We start from the raw sequence: 23,966 nt of genomic DNA, 5'->3' as shown, positions 1-23,966 counted from the left end.
ATCTCTACCGACGCCCGAAGGCCCTGGACACCAGCCAGCCCTCGACCATTCCGGCGAGGAAGATGCCCGCGATCGGTGCGTACTTGCGCACCGGTTCGGGCATCAGGCTCATCGCGTTCAATTCGCCGCCCATCGGGCTCGCAACAGCAGTCCTCACCGCTGTGGGCGTGTTTGGATCGGCCGTAGCCGAACCACCGAGCAGCGCACCGAGATTGACGGCGAACTGCTGCAGCACCTTGTTCGAGACCGCGACGATCGCGCCCTTGCCGAACGAGACGATCTTTCCGCTGATAACCAGATCGGTGTTCAACGTCAACCGCGAGCGGTCGCCGATCGCCTCGACCGACAGATCCACCTGAGCCTCGGCATCGCCGTTTCCGTGCGAGTCCGCGCCCTTGGCTTCGAGTGAGAGCGTGCGGGTCTCGGCGTCGACGTCGAGGAACCGAATGGTGCCGGCGTACGAGGCGCTGATCGGCCCGACCTTCACTTTGACTCCGCCGAGAAAAGTCTCGCCGTCCTTGCCGGTGATGGCGGCACCCGGCACACAGGTCGCCACCTTCTCGACGTCGTTGATCAGCCGAAAGACGTCATCGGCCGATGCGTCGATCTCGAGGGTATTGGTCAGTATCACTGGGAAACTCCGTTCACACAGCCGACGCAGCGGCGCTGTTCGGCGCACGAGTCGATGGCCTCGACGATGGTCTGGTATCCGGTGCAGCGGCAGTAGTTCGAGGCGACCACCTCGCGGATCTCCTCCTTGGTGGCGTCCGGATGCTCGGCGAGATAGCCCTCGGCCAGCATCAGAAATCCAGGCGTGCAGAATCCGCACTGCAGGCCGTGGTGGTCTGCGAATGCCTGCTGTAGGTCGCTCAATTCGCCGTCCCGGCCGAGTGATTCGACAGTCCGGATCTCCGAACTCTCGACCTGCGCCGCGAAGGTCAGGCAGGCGCGAGCCGGTTTGCCGTCGATCAGAACGGTGCAGGCACCGCACACGCCGTGCTCGCAACCCACATGAGTTCCGGTCAGCTGCAGATCGTGCCGTAGCACGTCGACCAGGGTGCGTCGTGGTTCGGTGATCACTTCGTACTCGGTACCGTTGACGGTCAGTTCGATCAGTTGCTTGTTGCTCATGGCCTTCCCTTCGCCAGTGCCGCCTGTACTGCGACGGGAGTGATCGGTGTGTCGTTCAGTTCCACTCCGGTGGAACGTAATCCGTCGTTGACTGCATTGAGGACCGCGGCCGGTGCGCCGATCGTTCCACCCTCACCTGCCCCTTTGGCTCCGGATTCGGTGAACAGGCAGGGAGTTTCGAGGTGATGGATCTCGATGTCGGGAATCTCGCACGCCGTCGGCACCTTGTAGTCGATGAAGCTGGCGCACAGCGGGTTTCCATTCTCGTCGTAGGACACCTGCTCGAACAACGCACCTGCGATACCCTGCGCGATCCCGCCGCGGCACTGGCCCTCGACGATCTTCGGATTGATCGCGACTCCGCAGTCCTCGACACAGACGTACTTCAGGATCTCCACTTGTCCGGTGCCCTCGTGCAATTCGACGACGACGCCGTGGGTGGCGTTGGAGAACGTGCCGTCGTTGAACACGTCGAAACTCGCCGTCGCGGACAACCCCGGCTCGACCCCCTTGGGCAGCAACTGCGCCTTCAGATACGCGACGTCGGCGATGTCCCGGTAGGTGACGCACTTCGAGTGGTCGTCACGCTGACGCACCCGCCCCGAGGCCAGCTCGACGTTGTCGTCGCGAGTCTCCAGCAGGTGCGCGGCGATCTCACACAGCTTGTCTCCCAATTTGGTCGACGCCAGCGCCACCGCACTGCCGCCGATGGTGATCGAGCGAGAGGCGAACGATCCGAAGCCGTAGGTGATCCGGTCGGTGTCGCCCTGCACGATCTTGACCTGATCGACCGTGATTCCCAGTCGGTCGGCCACGATCTGCGCCATGGTGGTCTCGTGGCTCTGGCCGTGGCTCATCGTTCCGGTCGTCACGACAACGGTGCCGGAGGTGTCCATCCTGACCTCCGAGATGTCGAATCCCGGGACCACGTTCATCTTGCGGGCCGCAAAGGCGCTGCTGCCGTAGCCCGTCCGCTCGCTGAAGCACGAGTACCCGATGCCGATGTGTCGGCCGTCGGCGGTAGCGCGCTCCTGAAGGTCGTACCAACCGCCGTCGCGCAGCGTCTGCTCGCACAGGTTCAGCGCCTCGAGGTACGAGCCCGGGTCGTAGGTGATGTTGTTGACGCCGGTGTACGGGAAGGCGGTGATGACGTTGCGACGCCGGATTTCCACTGCGTCGAGAGCCAATTCGCGGGCTGCTCGCTCGAACAGTCGCTCCATCACCATGACGTACTGCGGCCGGGACACCCCTCGGTACGGCGCGGTCGGTGCCTTGTTGCTGAACACGGAACGGCCCCGCACCCGATATGCCGGAACCTGATACACCCCCGGCATTTCGGCCGAGGCCATGAGCGGCTCGATGCCCGCGGTGAAGGGGTAACACGAGTACGCACCCATGTCGCACACGACATCGGCGTCGAGGCCGAGAATGTGCCCCTCGGAATCGAACGCGGCCCGCACGTCGTACTGCTGCTCGCGTGCCAGGAACGATGCCGTCAGTGCGTCCTTGCGATCCTCGATCCACTTGACGGGACGACGGAGCTTCAATGCAGCTGCCGCGACGGCGATCTCCTCACGGCCGACGACGCACTTCTGTCCGAACCCGCCGCCCATGTCGGGCACGACGACCCGAACCTGGCGTTCGTCGAGACCGAGGCACTGTGCGGTGACGGTGCGAACCTGGTGCGGGACCTGCGTGCAGATGTAGATGATCAACTGCTCGTCGCGGTCGTCCCAGTACGCGATGCATCCGCGGGTCTCGAGCGGCAGTGCGTTCTGACGCCCCGTTCTGGACTGCACGGACACCACGGTGTGCGCGTCGTGAAAGATCTCGTCGATGGCCTCGGTGGCGAACATCTGCACGTCCACGACGGTGTTGTTCGGAACCGAATCGTGAACCAGGGGCACGCCCTCGGACATGGCCTGATCTGCGGAGGTGACGGCGGCGACGGTCCGGTAGGACACCCGGGCTGCTTCGAGTCCGTCCTCGACGCTGTACGCATCGGCGGCGACGACGATGGCCAGCGGCTCACCGACGTAACGTACGACGTCGTGCGCCAGGACGGGCATGTCGGTGGGCACGAATTCGCTGAGCGGACGGGATAGTTCCGCTCGAATCGGCCGCAGGTCCAAGTCCGCCGCGGTGAAGACGCGGTGTACCCCCTCGACCCCGGTGACATCACCGACATCGAGACCCGTGATGTGGCCGGCCGCCACGGTGCTGCGCACGAACTGGGCGTGCAGCATGCCCGGCATCGCGATGTCGTCGACGAATCTGCCGCGGCCGGTGAGCAATCGAGGGTCCTCGCGGCGTGCGACCGAGGTGCCGACGAACTTGGGTGTGAGAACCTGATCGACGCTCATGTGGGCACCCCCTGCGATACCAGTGCGTCGCTGCAGGCTTCGGCCACCAAGGTGCGCACCAGGGTGCGTCGATACTCGGCGGTGACCATGCCCTCGTCCTCCAATTCCAGTGCCTCGGCTGCGGCGTCCGCACAGTCGCCGAACGTTCCACCGGCGGCCAGAACGGCCTCGCCTGCGGACGATCGCACGGGAGTCGCGCCCACTCCCGCGAGAGCGACGCGTCCACCCACCACGGCCACACCGTCCAGATCGAGGGATACGGCCGCGCCCACGATCGCAAAATCACCCTGTCGCTCGGCATACTCGGTCACCGCAGCGTGTGGTGCCGGGTTCGGGAACACGATCTCGACGATCATCTCGTCGAACGCGAGATCGGTGGAGTAGTACCCGAAGAAGAACGAGTCTGCCTCGACGGTTCGCCGCCCCCGCATGCTCTCGACGACGATGCGGGCGTCGAGCAGGATGGCGAGCAAGCACCATTCCGCGGTGGCGTCCGCATGAGCGATGCTGCCCCCGACCGTGCCGCGCGTACGGATCGGGTAGTGCCCCACCCACCGCATGGCCTCACGAAGAACAGCGAAGTCCGTTCCCACATCGCCGGATTCGACGTCGTGGTGGGTGGTGAGCGCTCCGATGTGCAGGCCGTCGGATTCGCGCCTGATGTAGCTCAGAGTGTTCAACCCACCCACGTCGACCAGATGCCCGGGGCGGGCGAGGCGGAAGTTCATCATGGCGACCAGGGACTGGCCTCCGGCGATGATCTTCGCGTCCTCGCCCAGCTCGGCCAACAGGCGTACTGCACCCGAGACATCGCGCGCCCGGTGGTAGTCGAACTGTGCGGGCTTCATCAGACCCGAGCCTCGCCCGCGACTACCTCGGCGGGTTCGTCGACGAGGGTGTCGAGTTCGCGCCCCTTGGTCTCCGGTGCGAAGTAGGCCATCCAGATCACCGCGAACAACACGAACGCGGTGACGATGCCGAAGGTCAACGGAAGACCCAGGATCGGCCACATGACCGAACCGAACAGGAGAGGAGCGAATCCAGTGGCCACCCGACTGACCGAGGATGCGTAGCCGAATCCCGAGGCGCGAATGTTGGTGGGGTACAACTCGGAGACGTAGCAGTACAGCACCGGGATGGTCAGCTGGATGACGAATCCGAAGATGCCCAGCCAGATCAGCGCCGCAGACTGGATGTCGAGCATGACAGCGAACATGACCAACGCACTGCCGGCGACAGGACCCGACAATCCGATGACCCACTTGCGGCCGAATATCTCGACGATGAACGCGGACGTGAGCACGCCGACGATGCCGACGCCGGTCATGAGCGTCGTACCGGCGAAGGCTGCGAATTCTCCGTAGCCCTCGGCCCGGAGGATGGACGGCATCCAGCTGAGCGCTGCGTAGTAGAGCAGCATGATCGACACGAACAGCATCCAGGCCGCGGCGGTGATGCGTGGGCTGTAACGCCAGACCGATTTCAGCTGTGTCAGAGCCGCTTTCATGCCACCCGGCCCCTTCGGTGCCGTATCGGCGACGATGACGTAGTCGACGGCCTCGGATCCGGTGCGGGTGACCATGTCGTCGATGACGGCGCGGGCCTCGACTTCACGTCCGACCTTGGCGAGGTAGATCGGCGACTCGGGGATGCCGCGTCGAACCCAGAACAGCAGCAGCGCTGGCAAAACCATGAACAGCAGCATGTAGCGCCAACGAACGTCTCCGTCGATCGGGACGAGAAGCGTGGCGACGACGCCGCAGATGGTGGCACCGATGGGCCACCAGACGTCCATCGCGGACAGAATTTTGCCGCGAATGCGGCGTGGTGAGAATTCGCTGACCAACGCGTAGTCCACCGGGATGCAGCCGCCGAGACCGAACCCGGCCAGGAACCGCAGGATGATGAAGATCTCGAAGCTCGGCGCGAAAGCGCCGAGGACCGAGAACAGCGCAAAGATCAACAGCGTCAACGAGAATGCGCGCTTACGCCCGACTCGGTCGGCGATCGTTCCCCACACGACGGCACCGACGGCCATGCCGATCAGGTTGCCGGTGGCGACGAGCCCGCGCTCGGCCTGGGAGAGGTCCCAATAGCTGCCGAGCAGCGGAGTCAAGAATCCGTTCAGCGCCACATCCCAGGCGTCGAACATGTAGCCCAGCCCGCCGATGATGAAGATCTTGCCCTGCACACCCCATTTCCAGGGGAGCTCCTGTACTACCTGATCACCAGTCTTCATCGCAGCCTCCGGCGCGGTGTTGTGGTCCGAGGTCGTCATCGGACGAACGAGTAATGGAATTTCTCGTCGTCGCTGTCGTCGAGCGGAGTACCGCTCCACAGCCAGTCGTACGAGATGTCGGACTCCCCATCGAACGACGCCAGTGTTGCGTCCCGCTTCTGCTGCTCGGGTCCATCGGGTATGTGGTAGAAAGTCTTGTTCTGGAGGCTCGCGTCCTGCACCATCCGCGCATGCCGGGCTCGGCGAAAGACGTAGCGTGCCAACGCGTCATCGATTCCGCTCGAAGTGACCTTCGCGAGTTCCTCGGCGAGCACGGCCGCATCTTCCATCGCCTGCGATGCGCCCTGCGCCTGGTACGGCAGCATGGCGTGGCACGCGTCGCCCAGCAACGCGACGCGGCCGTCGGTCCAGCGAGGATCGGGTCTGCGGTAGTAGAGCGCCTGGCACAGCACGTTCTCGTCGGCCTTCGACAACATCGCGTGGGCGCGGTCGTCCCAGTCCGGGAACGTCCCCATCAGCTCCTCGGGCCCGACGAGCCGCGGCCCGCCGTCGCGAACCTCGTCGGTACACGGGGCCAGCGCCACGACATTGAGGTACTCACCGTTACGGATCATGTAATGCACCAGGTGTCGGTCGGGTCCATACCAGATGGTGCTCTGGTATCGGTCGACGAGCCAGCGGGTGGCCGGGTCCTTGACGATGCGATCACCCGGAATCAAAGCGCGATAGGCCATTTCACCGGAGAAGACGAGAGTATCGGGAAGACCGATCAGATCGCGCACGGTCGAACGAATACCGTCGGCTCCGATGAGCAGGTCCGATTCGTAGCGTCTTCCGGTTCCGGTCACCGCGACGGGCCGCGTCGGATTCGTTCGATCGACCTCGACGACCTTCGCGTCGGTCTCGAACACCACCATCGGGCCTGGGCCGTCGGGGTCGAGGCACTGCGCATGAATGGCCGAATGCAGGTCTGCGCGGTGGTAGTGCCAGTACGGCGCATTGAATGTCTTCTTGCAGTACTCGCCGAGGGCGGTGAGCGCAATGACTTTGCCGTTCTCCCACCGCCTGCGCACCTGGTCCATCGGCTCGGTCTTGATCGCTTCCAGCTTGTCACGCATCCCGAGTGCGATGAGGATCCGGCTGGCGTTGGGAGCGGTCTGAATTCCTGCACCCACCTCGCCCAATTCGGCTGCGGCTTCGAGCACCGTCACCTGGATGCCCCTGTGCCGCAAAGAGAGCGCTGCGGTCAGCCCGCCCAAACCGCCGCCCGCGATCACCACTTCGATCGGTGCCATGTCAGCTCTCCACCAATCGACCCTCGGTGACGACATCGATGCCGTCGATCGATACGGTGCAGGCGCGCATTCCGATGTCCAGGTGCGCGTAGGAGTCTCGGCCGAGTACGGGATGCGGGCCGGTGGACCACAGGAAGCTGCCGGCGAACGCTCGGGCGTCCATACCCATGATGTCGTCCTTGCCGTACATCGCCGCAGCGAACCAGTCGCCGGTCTTCATCAGTCCCCAGCCCATGTGAGACAGGTAGCGAGCCCACTTGTCGTTCGAGTCCGCGAAGAACATGTTGAGCAATGCAGCTTCACCGCCGCCGGTCACCTCGTCGATGTGGCCGTTGGTGACCGTCAGCGTCGTCTCGTCTCGGACGTATTCCTTGAACGGCAACAAGATATCGCCCTCGGAGAGCACGATCTTTCCATTCGAGATCTCCGGCCAACACAACACCATGGTCGACGGCCAGTGATCCCAGCGGCCCTTGTCGTCGGCGAAGCCCACCTGGAACTCGGGCTGCGAATTGCTCAGCTGAACGGTCAGATCGGTGCCTGCGTCGTTGGTGATGCGCATGGTCGAGCCGCTGCGGATCAGATCCACCCCTGCCTGGACCCGTTCCTTGTCGCCGTCCTGCGGCATGTTCCGGATCAACACGTCCGGGGCGTCGCAGACGAAGATGATGCGTGTGCCGGCAGCCAGAATTTCCTGCTGAATGGGCGCATGGATGAAGCCCTCACTGGTGAGGTCTACCACCAGGTCTGCACCCTTGAGCATGTCCTGAGCCACCGAACTGTTCATGACCGAGACAAGGCCGGGGCCCGCACCGGTGTGGGTGCTGGGCATCGGTGCGGGGCTGCCGCCCGGGACGGTGGCCGCGAGTACCTGTGCGCCCAGGCTCTGGGCCGCTCCGAAAGCAGCCGAGATGTAGTCACCACGGCTCGACGGTTCCGCGAGAATCACCACCTGTTCTCCGGGCTGAACTTTGCACAGCTCGAGCTGACGGGTGAAGGCGCGCAACAGATCAGCTGATCGCAGATCGAACATCTCGGTTCCTCTCGTGATCGTTCTCGGTCGTTCGTGTCTCGGTGATACCGCCCAGTCGGGCAAGATCTTTCAGATAGGGCACTTCGTCGCGTGCGTCTTGCAGTTCGCGTCTGGAGACCGTCGCCGAGACCGATCCGACGGTCTCGGCCATCTCGACGATGGTGCGGCCCTGCGGCCCGACAATGACGCTGTGTCCGGCGAACCGCGGTCCGTCGCCGGTCTGCCCGGTGAGCCCCGCTGCGGCCACGACAACACCGTTCTCGAGTGCGCGTGATCGTGTGAGCAGCTTCCACACGTGCAGGCGGACGTGACCGAAGGCCGACGGCACGGCGATGATATCGGCTCCTCGCTGCACCAGATCGCGGACGGTCTCGGGAAACCCTGCCTCGTAACAGATCACGACGCCGATGGATCCGAACGGGGTGTCGACCAGCAGACCGCTCTGCGCACCCGGGGTGAACACCGTGTTCTCACGGTCCCACAGAAACCGTTTGTGTCCCAGGGCAAGCAGACCGTCCGGACCCACGACGAGTGAGCTGTCGAAGACGACCCCCTCGGAATCGCGGAACACCATTGCCGTCACCAGAACCGTATCGGTCTCGGCGGCGAGTTCGCCGAGCGCGATCGATGTGCGGCCGGGCACCGACTCGGCCATCGCGTCGATGCTGCCGAGATCGTAACCGCTGGCGAACAGTTCGGGCAGCACGATCACCTTGGAGCCACCGGCGGCGAGAACACGAACTTCCGAGCTCACCGCGTCGATATTCTGCTGCCAGGCACCGGTTCGCGAACTGGTCTGCACCACAGCGATATCGAACGTATCGACAACCCGCCGAGTGTCGACGCCGCGCAGATGCGCCGAGGTGGTCATTGCGCCACTCGATTCATGTCGGTTGTGTAGAACGGGCCGGCCAACCTGCCGAGGAATCGGTGTTCGAGCGTGTCGACGTGCAGATCGTCGGTGAGCAAGCCCGGTCTGCTGGTCACCGTCGTGACGGTCCCGAGCACGAGAGTGTCGGAACCGAGTGCGATTTCCTGGAGCGTCCGGCATTCGAGAGAGACCAGGGATTCGAGCACCGACGGAGCCGAGACAGACACCGATGGAACGGCCGTCATATGCGAGAGCTCGAACTCGTCGACGTCCGCGTCCACTGTCGCGAAACTTGCGGTCACCGCGTTCACAGTCTCCGCCGACGGGATGTTGACGACGAATTCGCCGGTGTCGCGAATGTTGACCAACGTGTCCTTGAATTCGCCTGGAAAGCCGATGCGCTCACCGATGGAGATCATCAGGGTGGCCGGGTTCCGTGAGGCGACGTTGAAGAAGCTGAACGGTGCCAGGTTGCGAACGCCGGTGCTGGACACCGTGGAGATCCAGGCGATCGGGCGTGGCTGCACCGCACAGGACAGGAGTTTGTACACATCCCCCGAGGACATCGAATCGATGTCGTGGCGGGTGCGGTCCGTGAGCTCCAGAGAGTCGCCTACCTGGGAAGTCATCGACACGAGCCTTCTTTCGATTGCGTTGCAACCGGTCGTGCAACCGATTGCGTTGCTCTGACGATAGAGGGGTTTCACGCTCGATGTCGAGCATTGGCCAACAAATCGAGGACCAATTAATGGCACTGTTACACGGGCACCGGCCGCGTAACCTCCGCCTTACTCTCCGCGCAGACCGGCTCGCGCAGAATCGGCTGCACTGCCGGGCCGACGCGGGGGCCCGTACCCCTCCGACGTCCCGTCCACGATGCGAACCTCGTCTTCCCACGGCACTCGATAGGTTCCGGCCGCCAGATCACGGACGAAGGTGTACGGGCAGTCCTGCGCGCCACCGGCCAACGCCGTGTACCCGCGGTGTCCGAGCTGATAGATGTTGTTCTCCACGCCCCACTCCCGCCGAGCAGCGTCGGCGCGAGCCGGTTCGATCGACACCGTCACCACCCGGTCGGGGGTGGAGTCGCCGCGCTCGACGATCGTGCCCTCGAAGTCGCACACCATCGCCTCACCCATGGACGGGATACCGTTGCCGTCCTCCCCGGCCAAACAGACCGAGGCCGTGTACGCCAGGTTGTGGAATGCATTGGCCTCGTTGGTGATACGCCAAGACTGCCGAAGCGGGAACTTGTACCCGGCCGTGCGCAGCAGCACATTGGCACCGCGGTAGCTCGCCTCCCGCGCCATCTCGGGGAACATCCCGTCATGACAGATCAACAGCGACAACACCGAACCCTTCGGCCCCGCGCAGACCGGTAGGCCGACGTCGCCCGGCTCCCAGGGCTCCTTGGGCGTCCAAGGATGAAGTTTGCGAACGTACAGGGCTATCTCACCCTGATCGTCGACGATGATTCCGGAGTTGAACGGTGCTCCGCCGGGGTTACGTTCCATGATGCTGAAGCACCCCCAGACCTTCGACTCGCGGCACGCCGCACGCAATCGCTCCACCTGCGGACCGTCCATGTCGCACATCACCTCGTCGGACGCCCACGAGGACTTCCGCAGGCCGTGCAACGAATACTCCGGGAACACAACGAGGTCGAGCGCTGCGAACCCGGCCTTCGCCTCACGCAGTTGCCTGCACACGCGATCGGTCGTCTCGTCCACATCGGCCATGCTGGTGATCAGCGGAACCTGCTGCTGCACCAAGCCAAGAGTGAGAGACGTCGGCGATGGATTGAGACCACCCAAACCTGTCATCAGAAGTCCGTTCCTCGGGGGCAACTTATTGCGCAAGCGATTGCGCACGGTGCTAGCTTAGGTGCCAGCAGGGGTCGGGGCAGGTCCGACGGATGATCGAGGGGAACCGCCAGTGGACAGCACCAGTTCGGGGAGCGTCACGCTCAAAACGGTCGCGGCTGCTGCGGGAGTGCATGTCTCGACCGTCTCCCGAGCGCTGCGCCGCGTCGCGCTCGACCCGGCCGGCGCCAGTGCCGGAGATCTGCGACTGTTCGAGCTGGCCCGCGAGATGGACTACGTGCCCAATCCCAACGCGGCGAGTCTGACCACGAAGAAATCCACCGCCTTCGGCGTCCTGGTGCCACGACTGACGGATGTGGTTCTCTCCGCGATGTACGACGCCATCGAGGAAACGGCCAACCGGGCAGGCTACGAGACGTTCGTCGCGAACACCCACGACGATCCGGTGCAGCAGCGGCGACGAATAGACCTTCTCCTCGGCCGCAACGTCGACGGACTGATCTTCGGAGACGCCCGCCTCGACAGTGAGAACCTCGAGAACCTCGATCGTCGGGGGATCAAATTCGTCCTCATCAGCCGCCGATACCCCGGGATGGCGTCGGTGACGTGCGACGACCATCGCGGCGGCTATCTGGCCGGCGAACACCTCGCCCGACTCGGCCACACTCGCGTGGGCATCGTGTCGGGTCCGGCCTGGGCCAGCACTGGAATCGACCGGCTCGATGGCTGCCGCGCAGCTCTGCACGACGCGGGCATCGACGTCCCGGACGAGTACGTTCGGGAAGAGGGGTTCGATCCCGATGCCGGAAGGCGCGGGGCGAGCGCCCTTCTGGCGCTGCCGACTCCCCCGACGGCCATCTTCGCGACCAACGATTTCAGCGCCATCGGAGTGCTCGGCGTGCTGCGTGAGTCGGGGCTGCAGCCAGGACGCGACGTAGCCGTCGTCGGCTACAACGACATCTCGATCTGCAGCGAGTTGACCGTTCCGCTGACGACGATTCACAGCCCACACCGCGAAATCGGGACGCGCGCAGCAGAAATGCTGCTGGCGGTCACCCATGGACTTCCGGTGTCCTCGATGGCGTTGACACCGACGCTCGTCGTGCGCGACTCGACGGTTCCGGGACGGACTCGCCTCTCACCCGTCGAGAGGCCGACCGCGGATCAACGCGTCGGTACGTGACCGAGGTGGAGCCGTCGCCGGTCCTCGCTCGGTGACCGCAAGTGCTGCAGCAGCATTGGCCCGCAGCGCCGCGTCGTACAGACCGAGCCCACGGGAGAGTCCCGCCAACAACACCCCCGCGTGAGCATCGCCCGCACCGTTCGAGTCCACCGCCTGCACCTCGAACCCCGGAACCGATTGCGATGTTCGTCCACCGCCCGCGATTCGACAACCGTCCGGACCGGTACGGAGTACCACCGCCGCATCGGGCCGCACCCTCGTCACCAATTCGGCCGCGATGGAGTCGATGTCGACCTCATCCGTCATGAGCATGCCCTCGCGTAGATTCACGCTCACGATGTCGGCACGGGCGAGAACGGCGTCCACCACGTCGCGGTTCAGCGTGGCGATCAATGGGGACGGATCGAACAGCACCGTGACGTCCGCGGGAAGCGTCGGTAGCCACGCGGTCAGTGCCGCGGCGTTGCTCTCGTGCGCCAACCCGTAGCCGGTGACGTACACCAAGTCCGCACTCCGTACCCCTGCCGCCTCGAGATCTCCGATGCTCAGTTCCGCCTCGGCCCCCGGGTAGGTCACGAACGTGCGCTCGGTGTTCGCATCGACGAGCGCGATGCAGAATCCCGAGTCCTGATCAGCCGGAACGCTATTGACGACGACGGCCCCGCTGGAAGACAGAGCTTCACGGACGATCGAACCGTAGTGGCCGGACCCGTATCTGCCGGCGAAGATCACCGGCAGGTCGTCACGGATCGCGGCGACCATCACATTGAGCCCACCGCCCGCGGTCTCGTTCAGTGACGTCGCCACGACGTCACCTCCCGGAACCGGCACTTCGGGTACGGCCATCACCACGTCGACGATCACTTGACCGGTGTGGATCAATCGCGGAGTCACCGAGAAACCGTCTCGGTTCGCCGCGCTCCACCGGTGACGAGATAGAGCCCGGCGGCGATCACGAACGACGCCACCCAGCCGAGTCCGTTGTCACCGATCCAGCTGCCGGACAGCGGTCCGGTGTAGATCACGTCGCCGTCCACCGTGATCGCCGTGAACAGGAAGCCCACCACGATTCCCGCCGCCCAGCTCGCGAAGGCGTACCAGTTGACTCCGCCGGTGTACCAGTAGCGACTGGTGTTGCCCACGTTCATGATCGATGCCGCGTCGTACGTCTTTCGTTTGATCATGTCGGACATGAACACTCCGAGCCACGCGGTGAGCGGAACCGCGAGAACCGAGATGAACGTGATGAACGGGCCGTAGAAACCGTCGGAGATCAGCATGAAGTAGATGGCGCCGACGAACGTGACGAACACGTCGACTCCGACCGCATAGACCCGCTTGATCCGAAAACCGAGGGTCAACGTCGTGAGACTGGCCGAATACACCGAAAGATGGTTGGACAACAGCAATCCGCCGAATGCGGTGATCAGATACGGAACCGCCATCCAAGCAGGCAGAATTTCTCGGATTGCCGCAACCGGATCCGATGCGGACGCAAGGCTGTTGTCGCCTGCCGACAACAGCGCGCCGAGTCCGATCAGCAGAACGAGAGGAATTCCGGCTCCGGCCGCGCTGGAGAGCACCAACGAGCCGGCTCCCACACTCTTTCGCTGATATCGCGACATGTCGGCTCCGGCATTCGCCCAGCCGATACCTGTTCCGGCAGCGATGGTTCCGACCCCGATGACCATCGCGCTGATGGATCCGGCTGGAGTACTGGTCACTGCAGTCCAGTCGACGGTGGCGATCAGGAAGATCGCGACGAAGATGTTCAGCGCACCGAAGATCCACGTCGACCAGCGTTGAATGACGAGGATCGCCGCATGCCCCAGACCGCTGACCACGAGTGTCAGCACGATGAAGACGACGATGGAGACGATCGTGACGACGGCATGATCCTTCGCGACGCCGGATCCACCGAAGATCAGTGTGAAGATCGACAGCAGCACAAATGCCGCGGTCGTGGTGTTGACGGTTTCCCAGCCGAGTCGCGACATCAGTGAGACCAGAGTGGGTCCGATGTTTCCGCGCACCCCGAAGGTTGCCCGCGACAACGTGAGACTGGGTGCCCCGCCACGTTTGCCGGCAATCGACACGATTCCGACGATGGCGAACGAACCCGCCGCGCCCACCAGCGCGACAATCAATGCTTGCCAGATGTTCAGACCGGTGAAGACCACCAGGGTTGCCCCGAGCGGTAGACCGAGGATGGAGATGTTCGCGGCGAACCACACCCAGAACAACTGCAGCGGGTTACCGTTGCGCTCGTCGTCCGGAACGGGCTCGATCCCCCGAGTTTCCAGCGACAATACGTCGACTGTCGTGTCCGATGCAGACGTGGAAGCGGATGAGGTCATGGTTGTGCTCCAAGGGTGAGTCGAACTGTGTCAGTTCGTGTTACGGAGAGCGAGCAGTCGATCGACGATGGGCTCCAGATCGAGCTTGTTCACGTCGGTTACCGTTCGTATCGCTTCGCCGGGCCACGCTGCCAGGCCGCCGACGGCACCGCGGACAGCACCTGCTATCGCTGCGATGGTGTCGGTGTCGCCGCCGATGGTGGCGGCTGCCAGTACGACGTCCCACGGGTCGTCGTACGCAACGGCCAAAGCGAAGGCCGCTACCACTGATTCCTGTGACGCGACGGACGTGCCGATGACGTCTGCCACTGTGTCCGTGATGTGCACGTCGGCGGAGTTACCGACCAGCTCGACTGCCCAACGAATACGGGCTGCGATGTTTCCGCCGGCGACCCAATATCCACGGGTGGCCCCCTCGGTGGCGGCGGCGACACCGATGTCGACCGCCTCATGCAAATCCGCACCTGCGATCCCGGCGCTGATGGCACCGGCAACCGCTGCGGCGGAGGCTATTCCGAGAGAGGTGTTGTGGGTGACGAAGCTGCAACTGTAGATAGCGTCGACGAATGGCACGATACCGCCGTCCAACGATGCCGCAATTGCCGCGGGTGTGATTCGCATGGCCGCACCGTTGGTGCTGCCGAACTTGCCCGCCTCGTTCGGGTCCGAGCCGTCGAGTATTCGTTCCACGGCTCGCTTGGTGGACGGTCCCAGCAGATCCAGCGATCCGCGCGCGGACATCTCGGACTCCCATGCGATCAAGGCGCGGGCGAAAGCCGAGGGATCGACCACACCGTCACCGTCGACGATCAACTGCGCCAGCATGATCGCTTGCTCGGTATCGTCGGTGATCGAGCCTGCCGACATACCGTGCGCGATGAGCTGACGGGGACCGGCGTCGACGAATCCGCGCAACTGTCCGTAATCCTCGACGATGTCCTCCCGGCGCATCGATTGCGTCGGCATTCCCAGGGCATCGCCCAGCGCCAGTCCGTAGAAGGCCCCGAGGGCGCGATCACGCGAAGTAGACATGTACACAGTCCTTGCCGGTGAGGCGATGAGATAGATCAGGAGTTGAAGGTGAGATGGAGTCGAAAGCGCTCGGGTGCAAGGAGACTGACGACTTTTTCGACGAATCGACCCGATGCGTCCCGACTGACCCGGATGCTGTGCAGGTAGGGGGTGCCTACCGGCACTTCGAGAACTGCCGCATCGGCCGAGTCCACCGGAACCACCGACACCCATTGCTCGCCACTGGCCGCCACGAGCCCCGCGGACCTCAAGGTTGCCGTCAGTGAGTCCCCCGCCAATCCGTTCTCTGGCAGGTCCGCAAGCGTTCCCAGTGCCGGAATACGGCTGCGCTCCAACGACACCGGACGCCCATCGACCACGTGTCGCACTCGATCGACGGCAACGAAGTTCAGAGTCGGAGTTCCGGCCTCGGCAGCCAGTTCCGGGTCCACGATGCGCTCGATGCGGAGAGTGCGAGTGTGCATCTCGACACCGGCAGACGACAGCGCCCGAGCCCAACCGTCTGCGGTCTCGATCTGATGGCCGTCGAAGGTGACGAGCGATCCTATGCCGCTGCGCTTTTCGATCAGCTTCTGATCTTCCAACGCACTGAGCGCAGAACGAATGGTTCCGCGGCTGACCGAGAACTCGCGGGCGAGTTCGTTCTCTCCTGGCAGGAACGAGCCGGAAGGGATGTCGCCGGATTCGATGGTGTTCTTGAGCGAGGCGAGCACCTGGTGACGCTTGTGCCGCGCACGCTCCGATGTGCGCTGGGTCATAGCGGGCTCGGTCATGTCAGTACCGTACATCGCAAAAGTGAACCTGTACAGAGCCTGTTCATTTTCGCCGAACTCTCCAGCGGACGACATGTCGGGACAGCCCCAGTCTTCGATGGGTGCTGGCCGGAATATCGCCACGTGACGGAGATCGCGCCGGGCCTCTACCTGGGCTTTCCTCTTGCGGTACCGATCGCTCTGCACTTCTATGTTTGATACGCCCTCGGCACAGGGAAGGCGTCGAACTGGCGCACGTGAGGCACATCGATCCGAACGCGCCACTACATCCGAGGAGAATTGCACATGCCCACCACAGTGGCCGATCAGCTCGTTCGAGGACTCGTCGACGCCGGCGTACAACGCATCTACGGCATCGTCGGCGACAGTCTCAATCCTGTGGTCGACGCAGTGCGTCGCACCGGCGGATCGGCCAAGGGCGGCATCGACTGGATTCATGTACGCCACGAGGAGGCCGCTGCGTTCGCTGCTTCCGCCGACGCGCAAACCACCGGCGCGCTGGCCGTGTGTGCGGGTTCGTGTGGCCCGGGCAACCTGCATCTGATCAACGGACTGTTCGACGCACACCGTTCCGGCGCACCGGTTCTGGCGATCGCGTCGCACATTCCCAGCAGTGAGATCGGCTCGGGCTACTTCCAGGAGACACACCCCGATCGACTCTTCGGCGAATGCTCGCTCTACAACGAGTTCATCTCCACCGCGGAGCAGGCACCTCGGGTGTTCCGTGCGGCGATCAATGCCGCCATCACCGGGGGCGGGGTGTCTGTTCTGACGCTCCCGGGCGATATCGCTGAGCTGTCGGCCGCCGGAACGATGGACCCCATCGCCATTCCCTCGGCACCAATCGTCACACCGCCCGCGGCGGACATCCAGACACTGGCCGACGCCATCAACAACGCCGAGAAAGTTGCCATCTTCGCCGGTTACGGCGTCAAGGGTGCCCATGACGAGGTGGTCGCATTCGCCGACACCATCGGCGCTCCCGTCGGACATTCGTTGCGCGGCAAGGAGTTCATCCAGTACGACAACCCATACGACGTCGGCATGACGGGGCTGCTCGGGTACGGAGCTGCGCATGCCGGGATCCACGACGCCGATCTGCTCATCCTGCTCGGCACCGACTTTCCGTATCAGCAGTTCCTTCCCGAGGACGTCACGACCGCGCAGATCGACATCGATCCCACCAAGCTGGGACGTCGAACCTCGGTGCAGTACCCGATCCACGGTGATGTTCGGGCAGCCTTGAATGCGTTGCAGCCATTGGTCACTCGCAAGACCGACCGCCGCTACGTGGAGAAGTGGGTCGACAAGCACAACGACCTGATGGGGAAGACCGTCGGCGCGTACACCCGCAACGCCGAGAAGCTCGTTCCGATCCACCCCGAGTACGCCGCATCGGTTCTCGACGACCTTGCTGCCGACGACGCAGTGTTCACCACCGACACCGGCATGTGCAACGTGTGGACCGCGCGCTACATCAACCCAACCGGCAGAAGAGCTTTCGTCGCGTCGATGCTGCACGGATCCATGGCCAACGCGTTGCCACACGCCATCGGAGCGCAGTTCGCCAATCCGGGCCGCCAGGTCGTGTCGATCTCCGGCGACGGCGGGTTCTCGATGCTGCTCTCCGAACTCTTGACCGTGGCGATGTACAAGCTGCCCGTCAAAATCGTATTGTTCGACAATTCGACGCTGGGCATGGTCAAGGCCGAGATGCTCGTCGACGGCCTGCCCGACTTCGGTGTGGACGTGCCCCAGGTCGACTACACGGGCATCGCCGCCGCAGCGGGTCTTCACGCGCAACGCGTCGAGAAGCCCGAGGACATCCGCGGCGCGCTCGAAGCTGCTTTTGCGGTCGACGGCCCGGCACTGGTCCAGTTGATCACCGATCCGCTCGCGCTGTCCGTTCCGCCGACCATCACCGGGGAGCAGATCAAGGGGTTTGCACTCGCGATGAGCAAGGTCGTACTCAACGGCGGCGTCGGCGAGGCGGTTCGGATGGCGAAGTCGAATCTGCGCAACGTGCCCCGGCCGTAGTCACACCTCTCGACATCGGCGCGACGGGTTACCCGCGAGGTCTCGCTCGTCGCGCCGAGTTCTGTCGCACGTGCCTCGATCCACCGGTCGACGTCCGGCCGACACCGAGCGTCGATCGCCAGGTTTGCGGCTATTCTCGACGGACCGCCCAAACCGGACATCACGATCCGGGAATCGACCGTTCGGAAGGCACCACCATGGCCATCGACTACACCCGCAAGCCCTCGACCGGGCAATCCTCGGCGCCGCAGGCCGGTGCTCCGGTCAGTCTGAGCAAAGTGACGCTGTCCAAGGCGTCGCCGACGATCAGCCTCACCAAGTCCGGCGAGAAGCAGGGTTCGATGCGGGTCAACCTGAACTGGTCCACCGGCGCACCCGCTGCACAGCCGAAGAAGAAGGGCTTCCTGGCCAAGCTGGCTGCCGCGTCGTACGGTTCGGGCGGAGTCGATCTCGACCTCGGGTGCCTCTACGAATTGCGCGACGGCTCCAAAGGCGTCGTACAGGCGCTCGGCAACAGCTTCGGTTCGCTGCAGGATGCGCCGTTCATCGCGCTCGACGGCGACGACCGTTCCGGCTCGCTCAGCGGCGGCGAGAACATGCACATCAATCTCGCCCACCCCGAGAAGTTTGCCCGCATCCTGATCTTCGCGATGATCTACGACGGCGCACCGAACTGGGCGGCCGTCGACGGAGTGGTGACGCTGTACCCCACCAGCGGACCTCAGGTGGAGGTACGACTCGACTCGGCCGAGAACTCTGCGCGGATCTGCTCGATCGCATTGTTGGAGAACACGTCTGCCGGAATCACGGTCACCCGTGAGGTCGAGTACATCCAGGGTAGCCAGGCCGACCTGGACAAGAAGTACGGTTGGGGACTGCGCTGGGCGGCGGGGCGCAAGTAGTCAGAGAGGTTGCGGCGGAGTCATTTCCAGCCGGACGCCGATCAGTCGAACCTCTCGATTGTGGTCGAGGCGATCGACGAGGGCCACTGCAGCCGAGGTCAGAATCTCCGGATCGAAGGTCGGCGCACCGACGATCGGCGCGCTGACAGTATGCGTCTCGAACGGTGCGTAGCGGATCTTCAGTGCCGCTCGCACGGCCGGCCGGTTCTCGGCTTCGATGTCTGCCAACACTTTCGACGTCAGAGCCGCGACCTCTTGCCGAATCACGGCCCAATCGGCGACGTTGGTCTGGAACGTGACTTCGCGACTGTGTGATCGCGCTACCCACGGCTCGGACGTGACCGGCGCGAGATCGATACCCCGCCCCTTCGTACCGAGCCAGGGGCCGATCTTCGGTCCGAACGCCGCAGCCAGGTCCGCATCGTCGGCATCGGCCAATTCACGAACGGTCGAGATGCCCAGTGCGGTGAGCCTCTTCGAGATCTTCTTGCCGATCCCCCACAGAGCGTCGGTACCACGCTCACCCATCACCTCGAACCAATTGCTCTGTGTCAGGCGGTAGATGCCCTGCGGTTTGTCGAAGTCGGTGGCGATCTTGGCTCGTAACTTGTTGTCTCCGATGCCGACCGAGCAATGCAACCCTGTCGCGTCGAACACCGCGTCGTGCACTGTCTTGGCGAAGCGCTCCGGGTCATCGGTCTCGACACCGAGAAATGCTTCGTCCCAGCCGATCGCCTCGACTACGACACCCAACGTCCGCAGCGTGTCCATCACCATCGCCGACACCTCGTCGTATGCCGGTTTGTCGACCGGGAGAAAGACCGCGTCAGGGATCTTCTTCGCTGCAATGCGCAGCGGCATCCCAGAACCGACACCCTTGGCCCTCGCCTCGTACGACGCCGTCGAGACCACACCGCGCTCGGTGGGATCTCCCCTACCGCCGACCACCACGGCTTTGCCTACCAGATCGGGGTTGCGCAGCACTTCGACGGCAGCGATGAACTGGTCGAGGTCGACGTGCAATACCCATCGGCGACGCCCTGGGTCGGTTGGGGTGCTCCCGGTCATGGTGCCCAGTGTGCCCGTGGTGTCTCATGACGCAATGACGAAATCGATATCTCGCACCATCGGCCGGGTCGTACTCGGGGCGTTCCTCGTCTTCGCCGGCCTGAGCCACCTGTTCTGGGCGCGCAGTACTTTCGCCGCCCAGGTGCCCGGGTGGGTGCCACTGAGCACCGACTTCGTCGTGCTGGCATCGGGAGTCGTCGAGATCGCGCTCGGGCTGGCACTGCTGTTCTGGACTGCTCGCGCACCGCTCGTCGGCTGGGTGGTCGCGGCCTTCTTCGTCGCGGTATTCCCCGGCAACATTTCACAGTTCGTCACGCACACCGACGCGTTCGGCCTCGACTCCGACACGGCACGAGGAATCCGATTGCTGTTCCAGCCATTGTTGATCCTGTGGGCGCTGTGGTGCACCGGGGCATGGGCGAAGTATCGACTGTCACGACACGGGCGCAGCCGGAGTCAGTAGGCGGACCGCAGCCCGGCAGGAACGATGCCGTGGTGCAACTGCGCCACGTCGGGGTGTGCTCGTGTGCGGGACTTCCATGCGTTCTCGCCGTAGGTGCTGTAGATGGGGTTGTCGGGGTCGTTCTCGACTCCCCGTGAATGCTGCGCCAATTCGGCAGGCATCTCGATGACCGGTACGACGGCATCGAGCGCCGGGCTCAGGAAATGCGGCACCGACACTCGGTCGGTGCCGGGGCCGGGTGCGACCACCCGGTGCCGCGTGGCCCGGAGGTAACCACCGGTCGCCACTTCCAACAATTCGCCGATGTTGACGATGAATGCCCCGGCCAACGGCGGCACATCGATCCACGTATCGGGAGTCGTCTCCACCTGCAGTCCGGACGAATCCGGTTCGACGAGGAGCAGCGTCAGCACTCCGGAATCCTTGTGTGCGCCGACGCCCTGCGAGTGGTCAGGCGTGCCCGGATAGCGGACGACCTTCATGAGCGTTGCGGGCGCGGTGGCGAAGGCCTCGTCGAACACATTCTCGGGGGCTCCGAGGGATTGCGCCCAATGCCGTAGGAGACGAAGTCCGAGACCGGACACCGTGCGTTCCCAGTCCTCGAACGTCTCTCTGAACCCTGGGGGCTGTGACGGCCACAGATTAGGTCCCTGAAGGTTCCAGTACCCCTCGGCCCCATCGAGTGCCGGCCGTTCGGGTCCGATGTCGATCTGCTCCCGCCAATCCACTCGGCCGTTGGTCAGCTCTCCGCCCACCCGCGAATAGCCGCGGAAATGAGGGCTCTTCAGCTGACTGATCTCGTCTTTGACATCGTCCGACACAGCAAAGAACTCCCGTGCCAGACGCAGCACGTCGTGCATTCGCTCGGTCTCGATCCCGTGCCCGACAAGGTAGAAGAAGCCCGACCGATGGGCGGCCTCGCGTAGTGCCCGGTCGAACGCGGAGGGGTCCTTTTCGGCCGAAGCAAGATCGAGAACAGGAAGCATGCTCGCGATTGTCCTCCCCACCTGACGCGTCGGCCAGCACTGTTGAGGTTCCGTGAATATCCGTGCGCGAATGCCACACTGGACGCCATGAGCCATGGAGCACTCGACATCACAGTCGTCGGTCACGGCGCAGCCACCTATCCGCCCGAGCAGTGCACGCTGTCGCTGACCGTCCGTACCGACGGACGAACGGCGGAGTCGGCGTCCGAGCCGGCCCAACAACTCGTCCGCGAGCTGACGCGTCTTGTCGAGCCGCTCTACAGCAGCGACGGTGGCCCCATCGATCGATGGTCCGTCGATCAGGTGCGGCACTCGCGGAACCGGCCGTTCAACCACGACGGCGAGCAGCTGCCGTACGTCTACCAGGCGGAGGCGTCGGTGGAAGTACAGTTCAGCCAGCTCGACCTCGTCGATGCCTTCGTCTACGCCGCCTCTGCGCTCGAGGGTGTGTCGATCGATCACTTCGATTGGGACCTGACCGAATCGAGCCGGATCTCGCACACGCTGGCAGTACGCGAACTCGCCGTTCAGGACGCGGTGGCCAAGGCCGAGGCTTACGCGTCGAGCCTGGGGAGAACGGGCGTGCACGCCGTCGCGATCGCCGATCCAGGTCTGCTGCCGGGGACCGCCGAGCACGGTGGCCCCGACGCCTCGCCTCGCATGTTCGCCGCGAAGTCGGCCCCGGCCGGGTTCGCGCTCAAACCCGAGAAGATCACGATCGTTGCGAGCGTGCACGCCCGATTCACAGCTACCTGACGCCGCGCGCATACGCTCGAACCATGAATCGAGACGATGCCCGACGCCTCTGGCCGCGGCCACCGCTGTTGCCTCGTCCGATCCTGATGGATCAGCGCTGGGAACGGCTGGTCTTCTTGCATTGGCAAGTCCCGAGTTCGGCCGTCGCCCCGCTGCTTCCCGAAGGATGTGAACCGGACGAGTTCGACGGTTCGACCTGGGTCGGCCTGATCGGCTTTCACATGGTCGGTGCCGGACTCGGATATCGGCACCCGGTTCCTTACTTCGGCACGTTCGGGGAGATCAACGTCCGGCTCTACTCCGTCGACGCAGAGGGTCGACGCGGCGTCGTGTTCAGATCGCTGGAGGCTTCCCGACTGGCAGTCGTGTTGGGCACCAACGTCGCCCGCATTCCGTATCGATGGGCATCGATCGACATCGACGACGACACCACCACGATCGGCTACCGCAGCAAGCGGCTCGCTCCCCCGCATCGTGGTGCCACGACCGATTTCGGAATCGTCCGAGGAACACGCGATATGTCCGAGAACTCACTGGCCGTGTTCCTCACCGCGCGCTGGGGGTTGCACACCTCGCTGGCCGGCCGGCTGCTGTACGTACCGAACGTGCACCGACACTGGAACCTGGTCGATGCCGAACTGACCCACTGCTCCGACGAACTCGTTGCTGCGGCAGGCCTGCCCGGCGTCAGCACACGACCGCCGGACTCGGTGCTGTATTCACCGGGAGTCGAAACCCAGTTCGGAAAGCCCTACGCGGTTCGCGGCCGATAGAAGATCACGTGTCCCGAGGACAGCTCGACTACCCAATCGCCGCGGGCCTCGTCGCCTTCTTCGGAGCTCGAGCTCGACGTGACGCTCTCCCGCAAGACGAGATAGCCGGAATCGAGCGGAAGGTCGAACAACAGCTTTGTGCCGTCCGAGAATTCGACAGCCGGCTCGTCACCCGTCGACAACCGGACCACAGTGGCTCCGATGGACGGGAGACCTTCGACAGTCGGCCCATCCGTACTGGGGTGCTCGGGGGCCGGCCACGATTCGACGGCTCCATCCGGTCCGCACAGGACGGTGGACCCGTCTGCGGCGCAGTACTCCCAGGATTCGACTTCGTCGCGGGGACGAGCCACCACTGAGTGTCCGCCCGCGAACGCCATTCGCAGCACGCCCGATCGGTCGTAGTCGACGTCCTCGCACACGAGACCGTGCAAGGCTGCGAAGGCCCGCAAACCCTCGAACTGATTGTCTTCGTCGACCGTGAGGTCATCGATCACCACTTCGCTGAAGGAAACGGTGGCTCCATCGTCGAATTCGATGGTCAGATCGAAATCGAGCAGAATTCTGCTGACACGGTGCTGATCGACGGCGAGTTTCATCGACTCCGACTGTGCCACAGAGCCGAGTCCCGGTACACAACCGAGCACGGCACGCCCGGGGAGTCGAGGGCTGGAGAGTCGTCGGTGTCGCGATCGGTGCGCACGGGTTCGGTTGTGACTGTAGGTGGTTTCGAAATGCGTAATGCCCCCGACTGTGAGGTCGGGGGCATTACGTTAAATTGTGTTCGGCGGTGTCCTACTCTCCCACACCCTGTCGAGTGCAGTACCATCGGCGCTGGAGGGCTTAGCTTCCGGGTTCGGAATGGGACCGGGCGTTTCCCC

Annotated in this window: 23 protein-coding genes and 1 rRNA gene; 6 read left to right on the top strand and 18 right to left on the bottom strand. The window is 64.1% G+C overall.

Annotated elements, in window-relative coordinates:
• Positions 1-4: 4 nt before the first annotated feature.
• The 10 genes from CH305_RS16685 to CH305_RS16640 form a co-directional block, all read right to left on the bottom strand.
• Positions 5-631 (bottom strand): SRPBCC family protein, encoded by a 627-nt coding sequence (locus CH305_RS16685; protein WP_032402924.1) that lies wholly within the window; start codon positions 629-631, stop codon positions 5-7.
• Positions 628-1,131 (bottom strand): (2Fe-2S)-binding protein, encoded by a 504-nt coding sequence (locus tag CH305_RS16680; RefSeq protein WP_032402925.1) that lies wholly within the window; start codon positions 1,129-1,131, stop codon positions 628-630. Before CH305_RS16680 ends, CH305_RS16685 begins: the two co-directional genes overlap by 4 nt.
• Positions 1,128-3,494, bottom strand: coding sequence for a xanthine dehydrogenase family protein molybdopterin-binding subunit (locus CH305_RS16675; protein WP_094704296.1), 2,367 nt, complete (start codon positions 3,492-3,494; stop codon positions 1,128-1,130). Before CH305_RS16675 ends, CH305_RS16680 begins: the two co-directional genes overlap by 4 nt.
• Positions 3,491-4,342 (bottom strand): xanthine dehydrogenase family protein subunit M, encoded by an 852-nt coding sequence (locus CH305_RS16670; protein ID WP_032402927.1) that lies wholly within the window; start codon positions 4,340-4,342, stop codon positions 3,491-3,493. Before CH305_RS16670 ends, CH305_RS16675 begins: the two co-directional genes overlap by 4 nt.
• On the bottom strand, positions 4,342-5,772 hold the full coding sequence (locus CH305_RS16665; RefSeq protein WP_242640194.1) for an MFS transporter: 1,431 nt from the start codon (positions 5,770-5,772) through the stop codon (positions 4,342-4,344). The genes CH305_RS16670 and CH305_RS16665 overlap by 1 nt, the downstream gene beginning before the upstream one ends.
• Positions 5,769-7,028 carry an FAD-dependent monooxygenase gene (locus CH305_RS16660; protein ID WP_037148522.1) on the bottom strand — a complete coding sequence of 420 codons (1,260 nt, stop codon included), beginning with the start codon at positions 7,026-7,028 and terminating at the stop codon, positions 5,769-5,771. Before CH305_RS16660 ends, CH305_RS16665 begins: the two co-directional genes overlap by 4 nt.
• Before the next feature lies 1 nt (position 7,029).
• Positions 7,030-8,061: a hypothetical protein gene (locus CH305_RS16655; protein WP_032402929.1), complete on the bottom strand. Its 1,032-nt coding sequence runs from the start codon at positions 8,059-8,061 to the stop codon at positions 7,030-7,032.
• Positions 8,039-8,932 carry a carbon-nitrogen hydrolase family protein gene (locus CH305_RS16650; RefSeq protein WP_052077594.1) on the bottom strand — a complete coding sequence of 298 codons (894 nt, stop codon included), beginning with the start codon at positions 8,930-8,932 and terminating at the stop codon, positions 8,039-8,041. The genes CH305_RS16655 and CH305_RS16650 overlap by 23 nt, the downstream gene beginning before the upstream one ends.
• On the bottom strand, positions 8,929-9,561 hold the full coding sequence (locus tag CH305_RS16645) for a flavin reductase family protein (protein WP_052058148.1): 633 nt from the start codon (positions 9,559-9,561) through the stop codon (positions 8,929-8,931). The genes CH305_RS16650 and CH305_RS16645 overlap by 4 nt, the downstream gene beginning before the upstream one ends.
• A gap of 159 nt (positions 9,562-9,720) precedes the next feature.
• On the bottom strand, positions 9,721-10,755 hold the full coding sequence (locus CH305_RS16640; protein WP_037148524.1) for a formamidase: 1,035 nt from the start codon (positions 10,753-10,755) through the stop codon (positions 9,721-9,723).
• Between the two features lie 112 nt (positions 10,756-10,867).
• Here CH305_RS16640 and CH305_RS16635 point away from each other — a divergent pair, with 112 nt between their 5' ends.
• A complete protein-coding gene (locus tag CH305_RS16635; RefSeq protein WP_052077595.1) occupies positions 10,868-11,938 on the top strand; it encodes a LacI family DNA-binding transcriptional regulator in 1,071 nt (356 codons plus the stop codon).
• On the opposite strand, the gene CH305_RS16630 is transcribed toward CH305_RS16635, so the two are convergent.
• Genes CH305_RS16630 through CH305_RS16615 form a run of 4 tightly spaced genes read right to left on the bottom strand, consistent with a single transcriptional unit; the run spans position 11,894 to position 16,100 of the window.
• Positions 11,894-12,832 carry a PfkB family carbohydrate kinase gene (locus CH305_RS16630; protein WP_037148526.1) on the bottom strand — a complete coding sequence of 313 codons (939 nt, stop codon included), beginning with the start codon at positions 12,830-12,832 and terminating at the stop codon, positions 11,894-11,896. The genes CH305_RS16635 and CH305_RS16630 overlap by 45 nt on opposite strands.
• Complete coding sequence (locus tag CH305_RS16625; RefSeq protein ID WP_032402932.1) at positions 12,829-14,295, bottom strand: cytosine permease; 1,467 nt, start codon at positions 14,293-14,295, stop codon at positions 12,829-12,831. The genes CH305_RS16630 and CH305_RS16625 overlap by 4 nt, the downstream gene beginning before the upstream one ends.
• Before the next feature lie 30 nt (positions 14,296-14,325).
• Complete coding sequence (locus CH305_RS16620) at positions 14,326-15,327, bottom strand: ADP-ribosylglycohydrolase family protein (RefSeq protein ID WP_094704293.1); 1,002 nt, start codon at positions 15,325-15,327, stop codon at positions 14,326-14,328.
• 35 nt (positions 15,328-15,362) lie between these two features.
• Positions 15,363-16,100 carry a GntR family transcriptional regulator gene (locus tag CH305_RS16615; protein WP_179278316.1) on the bottom strand — a complete coding sequence of 246 codons (738 nt, stop codon included), beginning with the start codon at positions 16,098-16,100 and terminating at the stop codon, positions 15,363-15,365.
• A gap of 285 nt (positions 16,101-16,385) precedes the next feature.
• On the opposite strand from CH305_RS16615, the gene CH305_RS16610 reads away from it, so the two are divergent.
• On the top strand, positions 16,386-18,137 hold the full coding sequence (locus CH305_RS16610; RefSeq protein WP_094704291.1) for a pyruvate dehydrogenase: 1,752 nt from the start codon (positions 16,386-16,388) through the stop codon (positions 18,135-18,137).
• A gap of 197 nt (positions 18,138-18,334) precedes the next feature.
• On the top strand, positions 18,335-19,039 hold the full coding sequence (locus tag CH305_RS16605) for a tellurium resistance protein (RefSeq protein ID WP_094704290.1): 705 nt from the start codon (positions 18,335-18,337) through the stop codon (positions 19,037-19,039).
• On the opposite strand, the gene CH305_RS16600 is transcribed toward CH305_RS16605, so the two are convergent.
• The gene (locus CH305_RS16600) at positions 19,040-20,107 is read right to left on the bottom strand and encodes a DNA polymerase IV (RefSeq protein ID WP_094704289.1); all 1,068 of its coding nucleotides are present in this window, start codon (positions 20,105-20,107) and stop codon (positions 19,040-19,042) included. It lies immediately after the preceding gene.
• A 34-nt stretch (positions 20,108-20,141) separates the two neighbouring features.
• Here CH305_RS16600 and CH305_RS16595 point away from each other — a divergent pair, with 34 nt between their 5' ends.
• On the top strand, positions 20,142-20,570 hold the full coding sequence (locus tag CH305_RS16595) for a DoxX family membrane protein (RefSeq protein ID WP_094704405.1): 429 nt from the start codon (positions 20,142-20,144) through the stop codon (positions 20,568-20,570).
• On the opposite strand, the gene CH305_RS16590 is transcribed toward CH305_RS16595, so the two are convergent.
• Positions 20,564-21,556, bottom strand: a complete 993-nt coding sequence (locus CH305_RS16590; protein ID WP_094704288.1) for an isopenicillin N synthase family oxygenase — start codon at positions 21,554-21,556, stop codon at positions 20,564-20,566. The two genes, CH305_RS16595 and CH305_RS16590, sit on opposite strands and share 7 nt — an antisense overlap.
• Positions 21,557-21,643: 87 nt before the next feature.
• Between CH305_RS16590 and CH305_RS16585 the strand changes: the two genes are divergently transcribed.
• Complete coding sequence (locus CH305_RS16585; RefSeq protein ID WP_094704287.1) at positions 21,644-22,312, top strand: SIMPL domain-containing protein; 669 nt, start codon at positions 21,644-21,646, stop codon at positions 22,310-22,312.
• A gap of 23 nt (positions 22,313-22,335) precedes the next feature.
• Complete coding sequence (locus CH305_RS16580; protein ID WP_256983810.1) at positions 22,336-23,085, top strand: YqjF family protein; 750 nt, start codon at positions 22,336-22,338, stop codon at positions 23,083-23,085.
• On the opposite strand, the gene CH305_RS16575 is transcribed toward CH305_RS16580, so the two are convergent.
• A complete protein-coding gene (locus tag CH305_RS16575) occupies positions 23,064-23,684 on the bottom strand; it encodes a DUF6188 family protein (RefSeq protein WP_179278314.1) in 621 nt (206 codons plus the stop codon). The genes CH305_RS16580 and CH305_RS16575 overlap by 22 nt on opposite strands.
• A gap of 183 nt (positions 23,685-23,867) precedes the next feature.
• Positions 23,868-23,966, bottom strand: a 5S ribosomal RNA gene (gene rrf / locus CH305_RS16570); the annotation flags it as partial.

Source organism: Rhodococcus sp. 15-649-2-2, assembly GCF_002258645.1.
In the GTDB taxonomy this organism is placed as follows: domain Bacteria; phylum Actinomycetota; class Actinomycetes; order Mycobacteriales; family Mycobacteriaceae; genus Rhodococcoides.
Note: the sequence above shows the minus strand (reverse complement) of the source record. Positions and strands in the feature narration are given on the sequence as shown.

Excerpts from the sequence above, each read along its gene's own strand:
- CH305_RS16640 (WP_037148524.1), bottom strand. The coding sequence starts at position 10,755 with ATGACAGGTTTGGGTGGTCTCAATCCATCGCCGACGTCTCTCACTCTT.
- CH305_RS16605 (WP_094704290.1), top strand. The coding sequence starts at position 18,335 with ATGGCCATCGACTACACCCGCAAGCCCTCGACCGGGCAATCCTCGGCG.
- CH305_RS16625 (WP_032402932.1), bottom strand. The coding sequence starts at position 14,295 with ATGACCTCATCCGCTTCCACGTCTGCATCGGACACGACAGTCGACGTA.
- CH305_RS16670 (WP_032402927.1), bottom strand. The coding sequence starts at position 4,342 with ATGAAGCCCGCACAGTTCGACTACCACCGGGCGCGCGATGTCTCGGGT.
- CH305_RS16655 (WP_032402929.1), bottom strand. The coding sequence starts at position 8,061 with ATGTTCGATCTGCGATCAGCTGATCTGTTGCGCGCCTTCACCCGTCAG.
- CH305_RS16610 (WP_094704291.1), top strand. The coding sequence starts at position 16,386 with ATGCCCACCACAGTGGCCGATCAGCTCGTTCGAGGACTCGTCGACGCC.
- CH305_RS16665 (WP_242640194.1), bottom strand. The coding sequence starts at position 5,772 with ATGACGACCTCGGACCACAACACCGCGCCGGAGGCTGCGATGAAGACT.
- CH305_RS16580 (WP_256983810.1), top strand. The coding sequence starts at position 22,336 with ATGAATCGAGACGATGCCCGACGCCTCTGGCCGCGGCCACCGCTGTTG.
- CH305_RS16650 (WP_052077594.1), bottom strand. The coding sequence starts at position 8,932 with ATGACCACCTCGGCGCATCTGCGCGGCGTCGACACTCGGCGGGTTGTC.
- CH305_RS16575 (WP_179278314.1), bottom strand. The coding sequence starts at position 23,684 with ATGAAACTCGCCGTCGATCAGCACCGTGTCAGCAGAATTCTGCTCGAT.
- CH305_RS16645 (WP_052058148.1), bottom strand. The coding sequence starts at position 9,561 with ATGACTTCCCAGGTAGGCGACTCTCTGGAGCTCACGGACCGCACCCGC.
- CH305_RS16585 (WP_094704287.1), top strand. The coding sequence starts at position 21,644 with ATGAGCCATGGAGCACTCGACATCACAGTCGTCGGTCACGGCGCAGCC.
- CH305_RS16680 (WP_032402925.1), bottom strand. The coding sequence starts at position 1,131 with ATGAGCAACAAGCAACTGATCGAACTGACCGTCAACGGTACCGAGTAC.
- CH305_RS16600 (WP_094704289.1), bottom strand. The coding sequence starts at position 20,107 with ATGACCGGGAGCACCCCAACCGACCCAGGGCGTCGCCGATGGGTATTG.
- CH305_RS16620 (WP_094704293.1), bottom strand. The coding sequence starts at position 15,327 with ATGTCTACTTCGCGTGATCGCGCCCTCGGGGCCTTCTACGGACTGGCG.
- CH305_RS16660 (WP_037148522.1), bottom strand. The coding sequence starts at position 7,028 with ATGGCACCGATCGAAGTGGTGATCGCGGGCGGCGGTTTGGGCGGGCTG.
- CH305_RS16590 (WP_094704288.1), bottom strand. The coding sequence starts at position 21,556 with ATGCTTCCTGTTCTCGATCTTGCTTCGGCCGAAAAGGACCCCTCCGCG.
- CH305_RS16675 (WP_094704296.1), bottom strand. The coding sequence starts at position 3,494 with ATGAGCGTCGATCAGGTTCTCACACCCAAGTTCGTCGGCACCTCGGTC.
- CH305_RS16595 (WP_094704405.1), top strand. The coding sequence starts at position 20,142 with ATGACGAAATCGATATCTCGCACCATCGGCCGGGTCGTACTCGGGGCG.
- CH305_RS16615 (WP_179278316.1), bottom strand. The coding sequence starts at position 16,100 with ATGACCGAGCCCGCTATGACCCAGCGCACATCGGAGCGTGCGCGGCAC.